Consider the following 17,117-nt stretch of genomic DNA (forward strand, 5'->3'; position numbering starts at 1 on the left):
TCCAGTGTCATTTTGGCAGACAATAAAAAGAGTCTTTGGAAAGGGGGCGGTTGCGATAGGAGCAAAAAAAGAGCTACAAAGTATTTTAGATCATCCCAAGATTCAGATGAGCCGTGAGGAGTATGATCGTATTCAAAGCAGTTTGCTTTATTATCAAGGATATACTCATTGCGATTCTGATCAACGAAAAAAAGCGAATATTAATATGGCTCGTAAGGTGGCCTCTGAGTACGCGAAAGTGATGTTTAATGAGCAGGCAGAAATTACAATCGGAAAAGATGATAAATCTAACAAGTATGATGAAGTCAGTGCTTGGATAGAATCTGTGTTTCAGAAAAATGACTTCAAACGTAATCTAAGTAAGTATCTTGAGCCAGCAATGGCCCTGGGCGGTTTGGTAGTACGCCCTTATTTTAATGACCAATCTGGGAAAATTGAGTTCTCGTGGGCGCTACCCGATGCATTCTTTCCGTTGGAGAGTAGTACTAATAAAATCAGTCAGTGTGCGATCGCGTTCAAAACTATCAAAACTGAAGGATCTAAAACATTTTTTTACACTCTGTTGGAGTTCCACGAATGGATTGATGGAGAGTACTGGATTTCAAACGAGCTTTATGAAAGTGAGAAGCATAGTGTTCTAGGGGTACAAGTATCTTTGAAGACATTAGAACAATATTCAGAACTGGAGCCGTCTGCTCGAGGTGAAGAAATTGACCGTCCGATTTTCTCTTATTTCAAAACCGCGGGCTTTAATAATATACACCCTTATTCTCCATTGGGCGTTGGTGTTTACGACAACTGCAAACAGACGCTTGATCGACTAAACACAGCTTTGGATGCATTTGATCATGAAATTGACGTTGGAAAGAGAAGAGCAGCTTTCCCTGAATCTATGCTGAACGGCATCCCTGATAAAAGTACTGGAGAAATTAGATTAACCTTTGACAAAGATGATGATTTTTATGTTATTGTCCCTGGCACTAATCCTGATGAATTTAAAATAACTGACTTAACACAAGATATTCGAACGGAGCAGTATATTGGGGCGATCAATCATCGCCTGCGACTTCTAGAAATGGAAGTAGGACTTTCAACCGGAACCTTCGTCTTTGATGGCCAAGGCATCCGATCAACCAACAAGACCGCAACTGAGGTAATAAGTGAAAACTCACAAACGTATCAATCTAGGAACCAGCAAACAACTGAACTTGAAGAGTTTATTCGGGATGTTGTGCTAGCGTTGTGCGAGCTTGGGCGAGCAACAGAAGTGGATGGGAAACCTCTATTTGATGGAGAAGCTCCTACGCGGGAAGAAATAGGGGTAAATTTTGACGACGGAATTTTCTTAGATAAGAAATCCGAGTCAGATTATTATCGAGAGTTGAAAAACGACGGATTGATCCCAGGGTGGTTAGCTATCTCGAAAATAATGAAATTGCCAGAAAACGTTGCACGAAAAATCTATATTCAAGCTCAGTTGGATGTTGTCGATGAAACGACTGGGAAGATAAGAGATTCTGGATTTGAGGACTTCGAGGAGTGATTGAATGACAATTAATCCGAATCGATTAGAAATTGAAGCTGCCTACGTCCAAGATGCCTATATGGCCATGGAAGACGAGGTCATGAAGATGCTTGTCCGTCAGTTAAATAAGCCAACCAAAACGCGGCTCACAGAAGACAATGCGTTTCGGTGGAAGATTGAAAAGATGCAGCAATTACATTTGTTGAATCAGCAATCGCTGCAGCAACTGGTCAACGAAATAAGTCAGTATTCTTATAATCAACTACGAAAGATCATCGTGGACATGGGTTTTGAAGTCGTTTCTGACTTGGACAAGAATTTGTCTAAGCAAACGGAAAAAGAACCACCGCCACGAACTGAAATCGACAATGTGATGGAGTCGTATTTCAATCAGCAGTGGCGAGATCTCGACAACCATGTCAATCAAACGCTGATCGACACCAATTATCCCAATAATCCCTTAGCTAAAATGTATCAGCAAGTTCTCAATGATACTGTAGCTAAAATCATCGGTGGTGCTAAAACGCCACAGCAGGCGCTTAGAGAATCAATCTATGCGATGCTGGAAAAAGGGGTTATGACGACTTTTATCGACAAGTCAGGGCGAGAATGGAGCCTTGAGCGGTACGTTCGGATGGTTTTAAAAGCAACCACTCACCGTGTTTATCAAGATCTGCGACTGAAGCGAGGCCTAGAGCATGGCATCGTCACTGCTTTAATGAGTAGCCATGTGGCTGCACGACCACAATGTGCCCATATTCAAGGTGGATGGGTGCTACTTGTCCGCACTGAAGATGCACCGGAAGAATTGCGACACATTCCATCGATCTATGATCACGGATACGGTGAGCCTGATGGCACACAGGGGATAAACTGCAGGCATCGATTGTACATTCAAATCTATGATCCAAATCTTGATGTTCACATGAAGCAGTATGATCCAAAGGAAGCGATTGACAATGCGGACCTAGTTGCCAAACAGCGACGAATGGAAGTCGCTATTCGTCGTGCAAAAAGGCAACTGAATGCCGCTGCTACGACAATTGACGATAAAGAAGATGTCCAACACTTTAAACAGCTAATAAGAAAGCGCCAGGCGGCTTTAAGAGCATTTATCAACGAGCATGATCAATTGTTGCGTCGAGATTATTCGAGAGAACAAGTGTACTCATAAAGAGAGGAATGATTCATTGAAGAATAAAACTACCATAACACTATCTGAAATCTTACTTGCATTTTATCAAATTGGCCTTGCTATGAAATATGAGAAGAAACCGCCGGATACTTGAAGGAGGTTGCAAATGGATGAAGATGAATTAGAAGAATTTTGGGAGTTCGAAGATTTAGGTTTGTTTATTCTAGCTTGCTAGGCTTTTTGTTTTGTCCTGAATAAGACTTGAAACTGTTTTTCTACCGAAGTGAGCGGTATAACTCACACTCTAACTGGTACCAACCAGAATAAAAAGGAACGGAGAATGAATCATGGAATGGATCAAAGAAATTTTATCAAAAAACGTCGGAGAGGATGGAAAGTTTGATCTAGACGGGGCAACAAAGGAAATCAAGTCAGAATTTCCAAAGAATGCAGTGCCAAAAGCTGATTTTAACGATAAGTCTCAAAAGTTGAAAACGGCTAACGAGGATTTAACTGCCGCAAATGCGCTTGTTGAGCAGTTGAAAGCATCGAACAGTGGCAACGAAGATTTGCAAAAGCAAATTGATGACTATAAAAATCAGTTAGAAACTGTGACCGCTGAACGACTAGCAGATCGTAAGAACGCTGCAATCGAATTAGCTTTAACACAAGCTGGAGCTAAGAACATTACAGCTGTGAAAGCTTTGTTGAAGACAGATGAGTTGGAAATTACTGACGAAGGTGTCAAAGGATTAGATGAAAAAGTAGCCACATTGAAAAAAGATGAAGGCTATTTGTTTCAAACGAATGATCCTACACTTCAGCCAAAGAAAAAGCAATTTGTGGCTGCTGGGAATACAGGTGGTGGCGAACCACCTAAAGAAAAAAGCTGGAAAGATAATCTAGCCGAGAATATCGCAAAAACAAAAAATAATTAGGAGAGTGGTTTAAATGCCAGTAATTTTAGACAGTAAAGATTTAGCGAAAATCGACAAGGAATTTGCTGCCGAGTCGCAAGTATGGGAAGTATTAACGCAAGGGGCAAAAGATATCACAGAAGAGGATTTTGTGGGGACTCATGAAGTACGTGTAAATGAAATGCAAGGATTTACTGCTGCTGATTATAAGCGTAATAAAGAAAACGAACGGAACAATATCTCAGTTGAGAAATCAACTTTAAAATTGGAAAAGGAACGTTGGATGGGCTACGATATGGATCGCTTGGATCAATCGGAAAATGCAGCGTATCAAGTAGGTGCTGTCATTGAAGAGCACACTCGATTGGTTACGATTCCTGAGAAAGATCAAACCGCTGTTGCTCGCTTACTTGAAGCTGGATTTGACACCTCTGACAATGTTTACAAAGGAAAAACGGTCAAAGAAACAATCACTAAATCTAACATTTTAGATAGTTTCGATGATGCTGAGGCGTACATGACTGATACAGAAGTCATTGGTCAGTTTGTGGCGTTTATGTCTAGTGATGCTTACAAAGCATTGAAGAATGCAGATGGTGTCTCTAAGACTTTTACTACCAACACAGTACAATTCAACGGTATCGATCGACGTGTTGAAATGCTCGACGGCACGAATATCATCATCCAAAAGGTTGCTAAAAATCGATTGCAGGTCGATGAAGACAAGCATGTTAACTTCATTATGACGCCTATTACCGTTGCTAAGCCAATCGAGAAGTACAATACGATTGATTTGGTTCCTGCTGACCAGGATCGTGGCGGTTACCGTGACACCATCAAAGGGTTGGACTATTACGACTGCTTGGTACTTAAGAAGGCACGTCCTGCGATCTATATCTCTTATGATGACCCAAAAGCGTAACCCCGGAAGAACCGGGGAACTCTGGGGCGGAAGGACAGTCAGCGATAATCGGTGACATGAAAGTTGATGAACTCAAGGCTGAGTTGGATCGTCAAGGGATTGAGTATCCATCAGCTGCCAAGAAACCAGAATTAATTGAACTGTTAAAAGAGAGTGAATAATCGCTCTCTTTTTTCATGGAGGTGAAAACATGGAGCGATTACGTAGAAAGCCGCTGAATGAAATCTTTGACGATCAAGAAAGCATCGAACCATGTGGCTATTTGTCTCTCAAAGAGTACAAACGATTGGTAGACAAAGAAACGGAACTGACAGAAAAAGATTTCCGCAAGCTTCTGAGAAAAGCTAGTGCATTGTTGGACGTTCAAACCAGACGTTTCTATCAGAGCAACGATCTTGAATCAGATATTCCGATGCGTCGCAACGCATTTAAGTTGGCTGTTGCCTATCAAATCGAGTACATGTATGAAGCAGATGCCACTACCTCATTTGGTATGCAAGAGCCTGACAGTTGGTCCATTAATCGGATGAGTGTTTCTAGTTCAAAGGGGAATACTTCCAAGGAAGAAGTACCGTTGTTATCTGGCGATGCAATGATGCAGCTTTCGGGAACTGGATTATTGTACAGAGGAGTGAGTCGATGAGAATGCGATTACCGCCAAAAAGGTTCTTTCCCCATGAAGTGATTTATCGGAAGAAGACTGGAATTTCACCAATTGGTGAGACTCTTTTTGAAGAAGAGGAACAAGTGATCCGGAATGTACGCTTTGACTTTTCTGTCAAATTCTCACCAAGAGATATAAACGGTGAAGTTCAAATTCCGAATGCATTGATTACGATGGTGCGAAAATACACTGGATCTTTACCAGAGTTTTTTATTGCTGATCAGATTGAATTCGGAGGGAGACAGTACACGATTGCTCATGTAATCCCATTGCTTGCCGATTTGCCTGAACCGTTTGGCTATGAAATTGAGTTGGTTTGATGGCTGGAATCAAGATTGACATCGATCTTTCTGGCATCCGGTCTAAATTAAGCGAAGACAATTTAGGGCGTGGACAATTGAACATGGCCAATCGTATGCTTCAAACAATAAATGAGACAGTCGTCCCTTGGGACACCGAGCATTTGCGAGATAGTGGTCATGTGTCAGGCAGGGGAAGTCAGTTGGTTTGGGATGTGCCGTATGCCGGTCCTCAGTACTATGGTGGTCGAAAACATCCAACTACAGGTGTCTGGATTCCGTTTGTTAATAAACAACCGGGGACGGGTCCCTATTGGGATGAAACTACGAAGCCCATTTTTATCAATGATTGGCTGCAAGCCTTCAAGAAAGGAGCAAATCTCTAATGGATTTCATTCATCGACTACAAGAAGTAGCCAGTAAAGCCGACGTGCCAGTGATCATCCATGCGATAGATCAGGAAGAATCGATCAGATTATCAACGCAAGCCGGGGGGCGGACAGAAAAAACGTATATGAGTGGCAACAAAATTAAAGATCTACCGTTTGAATTTGTGTACAAAACAAAAAGCGCTCGCGCTGATCAAGTGATGGCCCAGTTAGCTGAAATCATCGAAGATACACAAGATATTCCTTCAGAAGATGGGTCCTATCAATTTATGGGACTGACAATTGTCAATGAACCATTCTTTATCGGACGAGACAACCAACAGTTCCTTTATTATCGCTTGGTAATTCAAGCGAAGCTATACATTATAAAACGAAAACAGGAGAGTGAATAAATATGTTCCCACAAAAAAACGTCAAACGTAAACACTATATTGCACCATATGTTGATGGTGGAGCAACGCCTGCTGAATCTGCATGGCTGCCATTAGGAGATGGGATCACGGATATTTCCGATAGTACCGACGAACAAACCGATGATAAGGCGTACTACAGCGGAGATGGTACCGTAACGACACGAATTACAGGGATTGCAGGTTCCTATGATTTTTCTGGAGATTACTTAGCCGAGGATCCAGCGCAGGCTTTGATCGAAGATATGAAATACAAACTTGGCGCAGGACGAAAAGTTTGGCACCGAGTAATCCGATCGGATGGCAAAAAGCAATGGGTTGGTCACGCAACGGTTTCAGGTATTGTTGCAGGATCTGGTGCTGCAGAAACGGATGAAGAGTTTGCATGTAGCATTAAGTTTGACCAGATTCCAATTGAAAGTACGCCTGGGGGTGCTTCTGCTCAGTCAGCGGCATTGAATTCAGCCATTGTGGATGAAACGCCACCAACTAGTTCAGCGGGCAAGAACAGCAAGAAAGAAGACAATAAGTAAGAGAAGCGTTTATCGCTTCTCTTTTTTACATAAAGATGGAATTGGAGGAATTAGTCATGATCAAAATTAACGTAGAATCAACACAAATACCTGTTGAAATTGGTGAATTAAAAGTAACAATTGATGCCACAGCAGATTGGGAAGCCAAGTATAAGAAATTAAAAGAAGACTTCGATAAAAAGACAGCAGCTATTTCTAAAAAAACTGAAGATGGATCCCTTAAGACAGAAACTGCTGATAAGCAATATTATGACCTTGCAGGAAAGAGTATCGATGCCATATTAGGCGCGGGAACGGCCGAGCATTTATTATCAATCAGTCCGAATCCTCGAATTCTTTCAGGATGCTATTTCTCAATTAAAAATGCACTAGATGCTGAACTTGATTTAATGCTCGTCGGTATTCACAAAGAGAAAATCAACCGTTACCTGAAGGGATAATCAAATGAAACTACAGTATCGATTAGATGAAACGGTTGAAATCCAAGGCGTAACTTATCGGATCAATCTTTCTTTTGATACGGTACTACGCCTTTTTGATTTACTAAAGGATCCAGATCTTTCAGAACCAGAGAAAATACTTTTAGGCTTGCAGCTCTTATTAGGTGTTTCGTTCCTTTATGACATTGAGATACAAAATGATATTTTTTTATCCGTGTTAGAAGCATTCGATATCTGGAAAAGACCAGAACCTCGATACGACGTGAATGGCAATCTTCTCAAACCCAAAGTAAAAGATGTAGCAGAACAACAGTTTTCGTTTAACTATGATGCAGATATTATCTATGCTGCATTCTACCAAACTTATGGCATTGATCTTTTTGAGCAACAAGGAAAAATGCGTTGGGAAAAGTTTATTGCCCTTTTCGGCGGACTTCCGGATGAAACGAGATTTAGACAGATTGTATCCATTCGAACCAGAAAACCACCTAAAGGAAAAGGTTCTAAAGAAGCCAAGGATGAACTAAAGAAATTGAAAGAACTCTACGCACTACCGAAAGAAGGTGAAGAAGATGAGCAGAAGTGATGGCAAGGTAACGATCGACATTATCGTCAATGGAAAACAAGTCACTAAAGAAATCGATATGGTCGAACAAGGTTTTTCCCGACTAGGTAAAAATGCCGACGATGTGATGAAAAAAGTCGGTTCTGATATGGGAACAAACACCGAATCAGGTGCCAAGTCCGCTAATAAAGCGGTGGATTCGGTGGAAAAGACGGTTTCAGATCTAGGTAAGTCGACTGAATCATCAACGGCAAAAGCAGGTAAATCAATCGGTGATAACTTTGATTCAGGATCAAAGGGAGCCAATCAAGCGACTGATAGTGTGGCCAAGACTGTCGCAGATCTGGCATCATCTGTCGAATCTTCTGCACCAATTATGGGGCGCAGTATTAGTGAAACTTTCTTAAGCTCTGCTAAAGATTCAGAAGCATCTACCTACAAGATCTCAAATGCGACAGGGGAAATGAGCGGAGCTGTTGAAGCCCATGCGACTCGAGCATCCAATTCAATAGCCAAAGGCTTCGAATCTGGGGCCAAAGATGCAAGCAACTCCACAGATGGAATCACTAAATCTGTATCGAATATGGTTGGTTCAGTAGAAATAGCCATGCCAGGTCTTGGTGGAGCAATCAGCGAGCCGTTTATTATAGGTTCGAAACATGCCACCGCATCAATGGACGCTATCAAACAATCCTCTGCTAAAATGGTGCCCGAAGTAAATTTGGCTGCAACAGCAGCTGGAAATAGCTTGTCTAGGCACTTAGAGGCTGCTGGGAAAGATGGCGCACGATCGATTGCAGATGCAGTTGCTATCATGAAAAAGGATCTTGGTGATCTCGGAGATAGTGCAGAACAGGTAGGAAATCAAACAGGCAATGCCTTTCATATTCCAGAACCGAAGGCGCAAAAACTAACCGGAACGATCGGACAATTAAGTGCAGCTATGTTACTCACTAAAGGTGCAACTACAGCACTGTCTATGGCCAAAGGATCATTGGACAGTGCTTTTGGTCGTATAGATACCTTAAATAACTTTCAAAACACGATGACACGTTTGACCGGAAGTTCCGAAGAAGCCGAACAAGGGATGGAAGGTGTGCGAGATGCAGTAGTTGGTACCAACTATATGCTTGATAGTGCAGCACAGACAGTCCAACGATTGGTCTTACAAAATAAAGACCTTGAGAAGTCAACAGAGAGTTATAAAGTCTGGGGCGATGCCGTCGCTTTCTATGGTGATGGATCCGCCGATGCAATGGATAACGTCATGGATGCGATGATTCAGATGCGTGCTACTGGTACCGTCAATATGGCACAGATGGACCGCATGGTGCGTCGTGGTGTCGATCCATGGGAAATCTACGCAGATGCGACTGGTCGCAGTGTGGCGGATGTCAGAGATGCTATGCGCGATGGAGAAATGAGTGCTGGAGAATTCTTTGATGCTGTAGAGCATGCCATGAGAGAAGGGGGCAATGAACTAGCTTCTGTTACCGGGATGGCTCAACAAGCAGGGGATACATGGAAAGGTTCATTTGCGAATATGGCTACAGCCACTGCACGTGGAACCGCCAGTATTATTGAATCTATGGATGACGCATTTTCCGAGACACGTTTTGGCTCAATGAAAGAAAATGTCCAAGGATTTGGGAAAACTTTCGAGGGTGTATTAAACGGTGTAGCTGGCGTGATTCCACCTGTTGTCTCAGCAATTGACACGATGGTTGGTGGGATTATTGACCTTAAAGAATCATCGGTAATTTTGGCGCCAGCCATTATTGGCGTAACCACCGCAATCGCAGGGTATATGGTCATAAAGAAAGCAGAGTTGTACACTCGCGGCTTTATCGCTTCAATTAAAACCTTAACTGGTGCTAAAACAGCGGCAGCGACAGTTACAAAGGCAATGACCGTAGCTGAGAGATCACATCTTAGTGCTGCTGCTCAGACAAAAGCGATGACTGCAGGTTCAACAGCAGCTACTAAAATGCACACTATTGCAATGAAGGCTAAGGCGATTGCGGCAGCTGCATTGAAAATGGCAACCAGTGGTGTTGGGTTAGCTATGGGAGCTGCAGCTGTAGTAGGGGCTGTTTTATTCAAGCGCTGGAATGATAATCGAAAAGCGGCAAAAGAGTTAGCAAGTGAAATTGATGGTTTAGGTGATGAATTTGATGGCCTAAATGATGCAACGGAATCCAATGCAAAAGCATTTGAAGCACAAGGAAAAGTCATTGATTCCAATGCTGAACGAAACAAAGACCTAGCTGCAGAATTAGAACGATTGACCGCAATAGAAGGCAAGTCAGCTGTTGAGAAGCAATTAATGGCCGATACCGTGGAAGAGTTAAATAGTTCAGTTACTGGGTTGAATCTTGCCTATGATCAAGAATCAGGCTTGTTAAATGCTACCACTGAGGAAATCCAAAAACGCATTGAAGCTTCTAAAGGCATGGAAGAAGTCAATAGCTTGGTAGAACGTCAAAACCAACTGACGCAAGAAGCCGCTGATTACGAGACTACCCTTAAGGAAGTTGCGAAAGAGCGAGCAATGCTTGAATATGATGCTGCTGTCTCAGGAGTTGACGGAAAAAAAGCTGTCCAGGAATCCCTAGCAGAATTGGATGCTAAAGAAGCAGAGGCTATGGAGAATCTCGAAGGTATTTATGCCGAAAAAGACCGACTTTCGGATGAAGAGCAAGCAAAAAGGCAAGAAACATCCGAAGCGACGGCGGCAGCAAACGAAATGATGATTGTTTCTTATGCAAATTTGAGTGACAGTCAAAAGGCATTAGTCGACGAGTTAAATAGTCAGTTAGATAGTTTTCAAAAGAAGAACGAGGATGTTTTCAAAGATGTCCCTGAAAAAGTAGAATACGGCATGGGGCAGGCTAGGCAACACCTGAAAGATCATCTCACCTATCAAGCCGAACACGCTGACAATATGGAGAAATTGTGGGCACGAGCCGGGGATGGTATGGATACAGGCTTGCTTGAGAAGATGGCAGAAGGCACGCCAGAAATGCGCGCTTTAGCTGCAGATATGGTCAATGCTTCTGAAGAGGAAATGTCGAAGCTGTTAGAGGAATACGCCAAAATAGGTGAAAATGCACCGAAACAGTTCGCCAAAACCCATGGCCTTGGGGAAGAAGATGTGCGACTCGCTTCACGAGAGTTAGCCAATGTATCTGTGGGTACTCTTCGGGATGAGTTGGATAAAGCGGATTTGACCTCCGTCGGCAAAAAAATTCCTGAAGAAACTGCAGAAGGAATGGCTGAAGGTGAAGACCAAGTTGCAGAGGCAGCAGAGAATATCGCACAAGTTCCGGGACAAGTGATTGAAGAAACGATTGCTAATACCAATTACGCAGAAATTACAGATCCACTTGCCGTTGGAACAGCAGACGGTATTTTGGCAGGGATCCAACCTGTTGAAGATGCATCGAAAGAACTAGCTGAAACGCCTGAGAAATTATTTGGTGAAGTGATCGATCAAGATGTTTTTGTCGCTCACGGTGAGACGCCGGGTAAAGGATACGTTGAAGGCATCGATCGAAGTAAGGAAGCAGTTCAGGCAAGTGCCGCCGAATTATCAGGTGTGCCACGAGAAGTCTTTGAAAAAGAAATGGATCCAGAAACATTTAAAGGATTCGGTGTAAATATTGGGGAAGGTGCAGCTGGAGGTATTGATCAATCCGCACCGCAAGTCGAAAATGCCACAAAAAATATGGCTGAATTGGCAAATAAAACCTTCCGTAAGGTTAATGATATCAATTCGCCCTCCGGAACCTACAGGGAATACGGCGGCAACATTACAGCTGGACTAGCACAAGGAATCAACCAGAACAGTAAGGGTCCCGAACAGGCAATCACACAGCTAGCTAAAAAATTGATGTCTTTATTAGATAAAGAACTCAATGCCAATCAGATGGGCAACCAGATTGGTAAGCCGATGATGCAGGGGATCGCTCGAGGGATTGATCAGAATTCTTCCAAAGTATTGACATCGATTGCCAAAATGACAGATGAAATGGTTAAGCAGTCCAAAAAGGCTACAGAAGACGTCGTCAAGGAATTTGAAAAGATGGATCGTGATGTTGATCGAACCTTGCAGAACATGCCAAGGATTGCCACAGCTACCATGCGTGAATCAAATCAAGCCTACCGTGAGGGAATGCGAGAGGCGAACGACATAATCCGAGAGGGTGCTCAACGCATGCCAGATCAGATGAGTCATTTGCCTGATCAGTTTTATCGCATCGGACAAAACTCCATGATTGGGCTAAACAATGGCTTAGTCGCAGGTCAAGCACAAGTATTGAACACTGCAGCTACGATTGCCAATCAAGTAGCCCAAACGATGCAGAGAGCCTTGGACATCAATTCACCATCAAAAGTGATGATGATGGATGTGGGACGATGGATTCCAGCTGGTATTGGTGAAGGGATTGAGCGTTTCAAGCATTTTGCGTTAGATGCCATTGAGGATTTGGGCGCACAACTTGTTTTGCCGAATATCCAAGCCGAGTCAGTGGCCATTGCTGGTAACGCTGGCTTTGGCTTATCATTACCAGTTGCGAAGAGTGAATCGAGAATAACCAACCAAACGATCCATAATACACCGCACATCGACATTCATTTTGACGAGATCACCATTCGCAACAATCAAGATGTAGCAGAACTAACACAGGATATTGCCCAACAAACTGCAGACGAGATAAGGAGGTCATTAGAATGACGAATGAACCGTATTTTGAATTTAATGGCCAGAGATCAACCGCCAAGAACCTCTATCTCCTAAATGAGATGGAGTTGACGATTCCTGAATCGGATCTACGCTTTGACGAGGTCGATGGCCGACAAGGTGCGATCATTTACGACAATGAACGAGAAAAAGATATTATCAAGACATTTCCCATGGAACTTAGAAAAGAAGCAGACAAGTCGCTTTTCCAGCAAGTCAGAGAAATTACTCACTGGCTGAAGGAACCCAAGCGATACAGTCGGCTTCTTTTTTCTGAGGATCCGGAATACTTCTACGAAGGCATCTTTCATTCGCAAGTTCGTATTCTCGATCGATGGCGTGATCACTTTGACGTGGCCTTGCCTTTTCGATGCAAGCCAGTAATGTTTCGGCTTGATGGCCAAACTTCAACTGCCCACGTGTCTGGGCGAACCTTGGAGAACCCCGAACCAATTGAATCATTGCCGTTGATCCAATTTAGATATAGCGGTACGGCAGACGCGACCCTGACCATTAATAGTCGGCAGTTTCGAATCCTGAGAGCGGCCGGTGCTGGCATGATTACGATCGACAGCGAGCTAGGAACGGCTTATCGAGATGGCATAGCCAATATCTCAAGTGCGATCTTGATGCAAAGTGATGGCTACCATGTCCCCGAGTTACGACCGGGAACAAACACGATTTCGTTTACAACTCAAATCACACAAATGACGATTACGCCAAGATGGAGGGTGACTGCAATATGAGTGTGCCGATTTTATACGACAAAGCAAACAATGATTACAGCACGCTTGGTCTAGGGCTTTTAAAAGAGTCAAGCAAAGTTTTTGCGACAAGAAAAAGGAATAACTTTCCTTTTTTAGAGTTTACCTATCCTGTGTTTGGTGTCCTATTTTCACAGCTTGAGAAAGGGAAGAAAGTTGTGGTCGATGTAGGACCAGGAACGAGATCAAAGCATCAACGATTTGAAATCGTCCGGATCACTAAACCACAAAATGGGATTGTATCGGTTTACTGTGAACATATCGCATTGATTACTGAAAAAACAGCACTAAACAAAGGACAGAAGCACACTGCTATTTCGGCGCAAGAAGCGTTGAATCAGTGGCGTGCTCTTTTAGTTCCGCAACGTGATTTTAGCGTGTTTACGGATCTGACGACCGTCACCGCGATAGACTTTTCCGAAGTTGGCCACTTCGAAAGCGCAGCGGAGGCACTAGGTGGTAAAGAAGGCTCAATTCTTCAAAAATACAATGGTGAATACATTTTCGATAACAATGAAATTCGCTTGATGCGAGAAGGTGGTAAGGAGACCGGCGTTGTTATTGCTTATGGTAAGAACTTAGTGGATCTCGTGCAAGAGGAAACGATTGAGAGTACCTACACATCGATTCGCCCTTATGCTCAGGCAAATGAAGAAGGTGCCAGTGAGTTAGTTCTCCCGGAAGTTATTCTTGATGGTCCACACGTCAATAATTTTCCGGAACGTCGAGTTCAGACGGTGGATCTCAGCAGCCGCAATCCTCAGACTGTGGCTGAGCTTCGGCAGTTTGGGCAGTACTATATTTCGAGCAACCAAGTAGGGGTACCTAAAGTCAATCTAAAAGTGAAGTTTGCGGAGCTATACAGCGCAACTGGACAAGAAAAACATCGACAATTAGAACAGCTAGAATTGTACGACACTGTGACAGTGGCCTTTAATAAGCTAGGTGTTAACGTCAATGCGAAGATCAATCAGACGGTCTGGAATGTCTCGTTAGACAAATACGAATCCATTGAGATTGGCGATTCAAGAGCCACGCTAGGATCTAATCAAAAAGAACAAGATCGCGATCGAGACGAACAGATCAATCGACCACCGATTATTGGTCCCGGAAACATAGCCAATGTTCGACCTGGCACGATTACAAATTTAGTCGCCTATGGTGGTTTTAGCCAAGTACTACTGCATTGGGATATGCAGGGGCTGACCGTTCGAGAGTATGAGATCTATGGATCCCAAGAAAAAGGATTTGTACCGGGGCCTAGTAATTTGTTAGGAAAGACAAATGTCAATGCATATACCCACGGAACAGAAACAAAACTGCAGTGGTATTACCGAGTAAGGGCGGTCAACCATCATGATGTAGCAGGTAATTTCAGTGAAGAAGTGTTTGGCCAGACGGCAAATACCAAAGATCTCGATGAACTCGAAGGCGTCTTGGACGATCTAAACAATCGGATTCTTCCGGAATTAGATGAACGTCTGACAGAGAATGATCAGCTGCTTTATGATCTGAAGCAAAATATTTTACCGGATCTTGAAGGGCGGTTAAAAGATCTAGAAGTCGAAATGGATATACTCACCACTGTAAAGTTACCAGGGCTTGAGCAGAAATTGATCGACAACGAGCTTGCGTTGAATGATTTGAACACCGTCGCGCTACCACTATTGGATGAGCGTTTGAAGTCAGCTGAACAAAACTTCATTGATGCACAAAAGCGAATCGATGATGCAATGTCTGAAATTCGAGAAGTTGAGGATTTACTTCATGATTGGCAATGGCAAGACACAGTCGAGATTGATGGTGGCAAGATTCGAGCCGATACAATTTTGGCAAGATCTATTCAAACTGGAAGTATAACAACTATACAGATTCAGGCTGGTAGTATTGTCGGTGATGATCTAGCAATTAATACAATTACGTCAAGGGAAATCAATGCCCAAACAATCACAGCTTTAGAAATTGCTTCTGATGCGATTATTACCAGACATATTTCTACTAATGCGGTGACAGCGAATGAAATTGCCGCTCGTTCGATTACTGCAAATGAAATTGCGACCCTGACGATTGTTTCAACAAACATTGCCTCTGAAGCGATCACTGCTGGGAAAATCGCTGCAGGTTCAATCATTGCATCTAAAATCGCTGCAAATGCTGTGACGACAGAAAAGATTGCCGCAAATGCCGTAACAGCTAACGAAATTGCCGCTCGTACCATTACCGCTGACGAAATTGCGGTCAACACAATCACAGCTTCTCTAATCGCCACTGATGCAATTATTGCAAGACACATCAGTTTTGGTGCAATCGTAGGGGATAAAATAATGGCTCGATCCATCACGACTAATCACTTAGTGGCAGGAGCGATTACAGCGGACAAAATTTTTGCAGGATCTGTTAGAGCAGTTGCAATTGCTGCAGGCGCTGTCACAGCGGATAAGATCGCCGCAAATGCGATTACGGCGGAACACATTCAGGTCGGATTTAATTCAATGGGTAATACGATGAACTTATCACCCACGGCGTTGACGTTTACTGGTGGAGGATCGTTGTTCATGCGTTTGACTGGTACAGCGTTAAGTTTCCATCATACGAACGGCAGTGAGATTGGCGCCTTTTCGAGGGGGATTTATGGTTCTAGACCTGTTGTAGCACTGAGAATACGAACAGGCTCTGATCTGATCTTTGGTCGGGTGAATGCATCGGGGATTGGTTTTCCCTCCATGACGATCAATGGGAATACAGGGGTCATTCTTGTGAATCATGAAATCAATATGGCAAACAATATATTGAGGAATGCACAACTGATCAATTCTTCAGATATTCGTTTAAAAGAAAATATTGAAGAAACATCGGTTTCAGGCATAAAAGAAACAAAGCGTATCCGGATGGTTGATTTTGATTGGAGACAAAACTATCGACCATTTGATAAAGAAAACACATTACCAGAGGGGCGACAATTTGGGTTGATAGCACAAGATGTACCATTCCTTCAAGCACCGATGAATGGTGAAAACCACTATCTAGCACTGGATTTAAACAAGCAGATAAACCTAAATACAAAGACCAATCAAGAGTTGATTGCGATCGTGGAAAATCAGGAGCGACGCATCCAAAAATTAGAACAAGAAATGGAGAAAATTGCATGAAAAAAGTAACGATCATATTGAAAAACCATGAACTGGGGACAACATTGAAATTTGTTGAGGCAATGGAATTAAAGGCAGCAGCTAGTCGACATCGGTCAAAATTTAAAGGGGAACTTATAAAAGCAGTTAAAGGTCTCCAAGAAGCGGAGCTTGCGATTTATGATCAATATGGCAAAAAAGACGGGGATGGCAAGTTGATCATTAATGAAGCAAGGACGAACTATGAAATTGAAGATGAGTTCAAATCTAAGTTTTACAATGAAATGAATGAACTCTTGGATGAAGAAGTGATGATTGAAGGCGGACTTTACTCGAAAAACTTCGCAAAATTTGGTCAAGTTCTTGCTGATTACAATGGTGTGATCTCGGGTCACGAAGCTGATATTTACGATCGCTTGATGGACGAATTTGAAAAGGAGGAAAACCAAGATGTTAAAGACTAACAAAAGCACTAGTGTAAATGGACAGGTTATGATTGACGAAACGATGGTTGTTTATCTATCGGGTTCGATCGATGAAGATAAAGGAGTGTCAACTTCACCATCAATCAGTATCCAGGACCCAGAGTTGTATCAAAAGAACAAAAAGACTTGCCGTGAAGGGATTCAAGAATTTCTGAAAGAACTGTGGGCGTTAGAAGACAACGCTTGAAGGAGGACGG

The 17,117-nt window shown here is 42.9% G+C and carries 17 protein-coding genes; all 17 read left to right on the plus strand.

Features of this window, described 5'->3' with window-relative positions:
• Positions 1–4: 4 nt before the first annotated feature.
• The 17 genes from ACIPK1_RS05190 (at position 5) to ACIPK1_RS05270 (ending at position 17,107) form a co-directional block, all read left to right on the plus strand.
• On the plus strand, positions 5–1,543 hold the full coding sequence (locus ACIPK1_RS05190) for a phage portal protein (RefSeq protein WP_400450099.1): 1,539 nt from the start codon (positions 5–7) through the stop codon (positions 1,541–1,543).
• Between the two features lie 4 nt (positions 1,544–1,547).
• Positions 1,548–2,699: a phage minor capsid protein gene (locus ACIPK1_RS05195; protein WP_400450101.1), complete on the plus strand. Its 1,152-nt coding sequence runs from the start codon at positions 1,548–1,550 to the stop codon at positions 2,697–2,699.
• Between the two features lie 308 nt (positions 2,700–3,007).
• Positions 3,008–3,598, plus strand: a complete 591-nt coding sequence (locus tag ACIPK1_RS05200) for a phage scaffolding protein (protein WP_400450103.1) — start codon at positions 3,008–3,010, stop codon at positions 3,596–3,598.
• Between the two features lie 13 nt (positions 3,599–3,611).
• Positions 3,612–4,499, plus strand: a complete 888-nt coding sequence (locus ACIPK1_RS05205) for a capsid protein (protein ID WP_400450104.1) — start codon at positions 3,612–3,614, stop codon at positions 4,497–4,499.
• 47 nt (positions 4,500–4,546) lie between these two features.
• Entirely contained in the window at positions 4,547–4,660 is a 114-nt protein-coding gene (locus tag ACIPK1_RS05210) for a HeH/LEM domain-containing protein (RefSeq protein WP_400450289.1), read from the plus strand.
• A 29-nt stretch (positions 4,661–4,689) separates the two neighbouring features.
• Entirely contained in the window at positions 4,690–5,142 is a 453-nt protein-coding gene (locus ACIPK1_RS05215) for a hypothetical protein (RefSeq protein WP_400450105.1), read from the plus strand.
• Positions 5,139–5,483 carry a putative minor capsid protein gene (locus ACIPK1_RS05220; RefSeq protein ID WP_400450107.1) on the plus strand — a complete coding sequence of 115 codons (345 nt, stop codon included), beginning with the start codon at positions 5,139–5,141 and terminating at the stop codon, positions 5,481–5,483. The genes ACIPK1_RS05215 and ACIPK1_RS05220 overlap by 4 nt, the downstream gene beginning before the upstream one ends.
• Positions 5,483–5,848 carry a minor capsid protein gene (locus tag ACIPK1_RS05225; protein WP_400450108.1) on the plus strand — a complete coding sequence of 122 codons (366 nt, stop codon included), beginning with the start codon at positions 5,483–5,485 and terminating at the stop codon, positions 5,846–5,848. Before ACIPK1_RS05220 ends, ACIPK1_RS05225 begins: the two co-directional genes overlap by 1 nt.
• A complete protein-coding gene (locus ACIPK1_RS05230; RefSeq protein WP_400450110.1) occupies positions 5,848–6,243 on the plus strand; it encodes a minor capsid protein in 396 nt (131 codons plus the stop codon). The genes ACIPK1_RS05225 and ACIPK1_RS05230 overlap by 1 nt, the downstream gene beginning before the upstream one ends.
• Positions 6,244–6,245: 2 nt before the next feature.
• Positions 6,246–6,794, plus strand: a complete 549-nt coding sequence (locus tag ACIPK1_RS05235; protein ID WP_400450112.1) for a phage tail tube protein — start codon at positions 6,246–6,248, stop codon at positions 6,792–6,794.
• 56 nt (positions 6,795–6,850) lie between these two features.
• Positions 6,851–7,234, plus strand: coding sequence for a hypothetical protein (locus ACIPK1_RS05240; protein WP_400450114.1), 384 nt, complete (start codon positions 6,851–6,853; stop codon positions 7,232–7,234).
• 4 nt (positions 7,235–7,238) lie between these two features.
• On the plus strand, positions 7,239–7,820 hold the full coding sequence (locus ACIPK1_RS05245; RefSeq protein ID WP_400450115.1) for a Gp15 family bacteriophage protein: 582 nt from the start codon (positions 7,239–7,241) through the stop codon (positions 7,818–7,820).
• Positions 7,807–12,537 (plus strand): tape measure protein, encoded by a 4,731-nt coding sequence (locus ACIPK1_RS05250; RefSeq protein WP_400450116.1) that lies wholly within the window; start codon positions 7,807–7,809, stop codon positions 12,535–12,537. Before ACIPK1_RS05245 ends, ACIPK1_RS05250 begins: the two co-directional genes overlap by 14 nt.
• Entirely contained in the window at positions 12,534–13,289 is a 756-nt protein-coding gene (locus ACIPK1_RS05255) for a phage tail protein (protein ID WP_400450118.1), read from the plus strand. The genes ACIPK1_RS05250 and ACIPK1_RS05255 overlap by 4 nt, the downstream gene beginning before the upstream one ends.
• Positions 13,286–16,456, plus strand: a complete 3,171-nt coding sequence (locus tag ACIPK1_RS05260; RefSeq protein WP_400450120.1) for a phage tail spike protein — start codon at positions 13,286–13,288, stop codon at positions 16,454–16,456. The genes ACIPK1_RS05255 and ACIPK1_RS05260 overlap by 4 nt, the downstream gene beginning before the upstream one ends.
• Positions 16,453–16,899, plus strand: a complete 447-nt coding sequence (locus ACIPK1_RS05265) for a DUF1617 family protein (protein WP_400450122.1) — start codon at positions 16,453–16,455, stop codon at positions 16,897–16,899. Before ACIPK1_RS05260 ends, ACIPK1_RS05265 begins: the two co-directional genes overlap by 4 nt.
• On the plus strand, positions 16,886–17,107 hold the full coding sequence (locus ACIPK1_RS05270) for a hypothetical protein (RefSeq protein WP_400450124.1): 222 nt from the start codon (positions 16,886–16,888) through the stop codon (positions 17,105–17,107). Before ACIPK1_RS05265 ends, ACIPK1_RS05270 begins: the two co-directional genes overlap by 14 nt.
• Positions 17,108–17,117: the final 10 nt, after the last annotated feature.

The sequence above is a fragment of the Enterococcus sp. NPDC086594 genome (assembly GCF_044746145.1).
Taxonomy (GTDB): Bacteria; Bacillota; Bacilli; order Lactobacillales; family Enterococcaceae; genus Enterococcus_D; species Enterococcus_D entomosocium.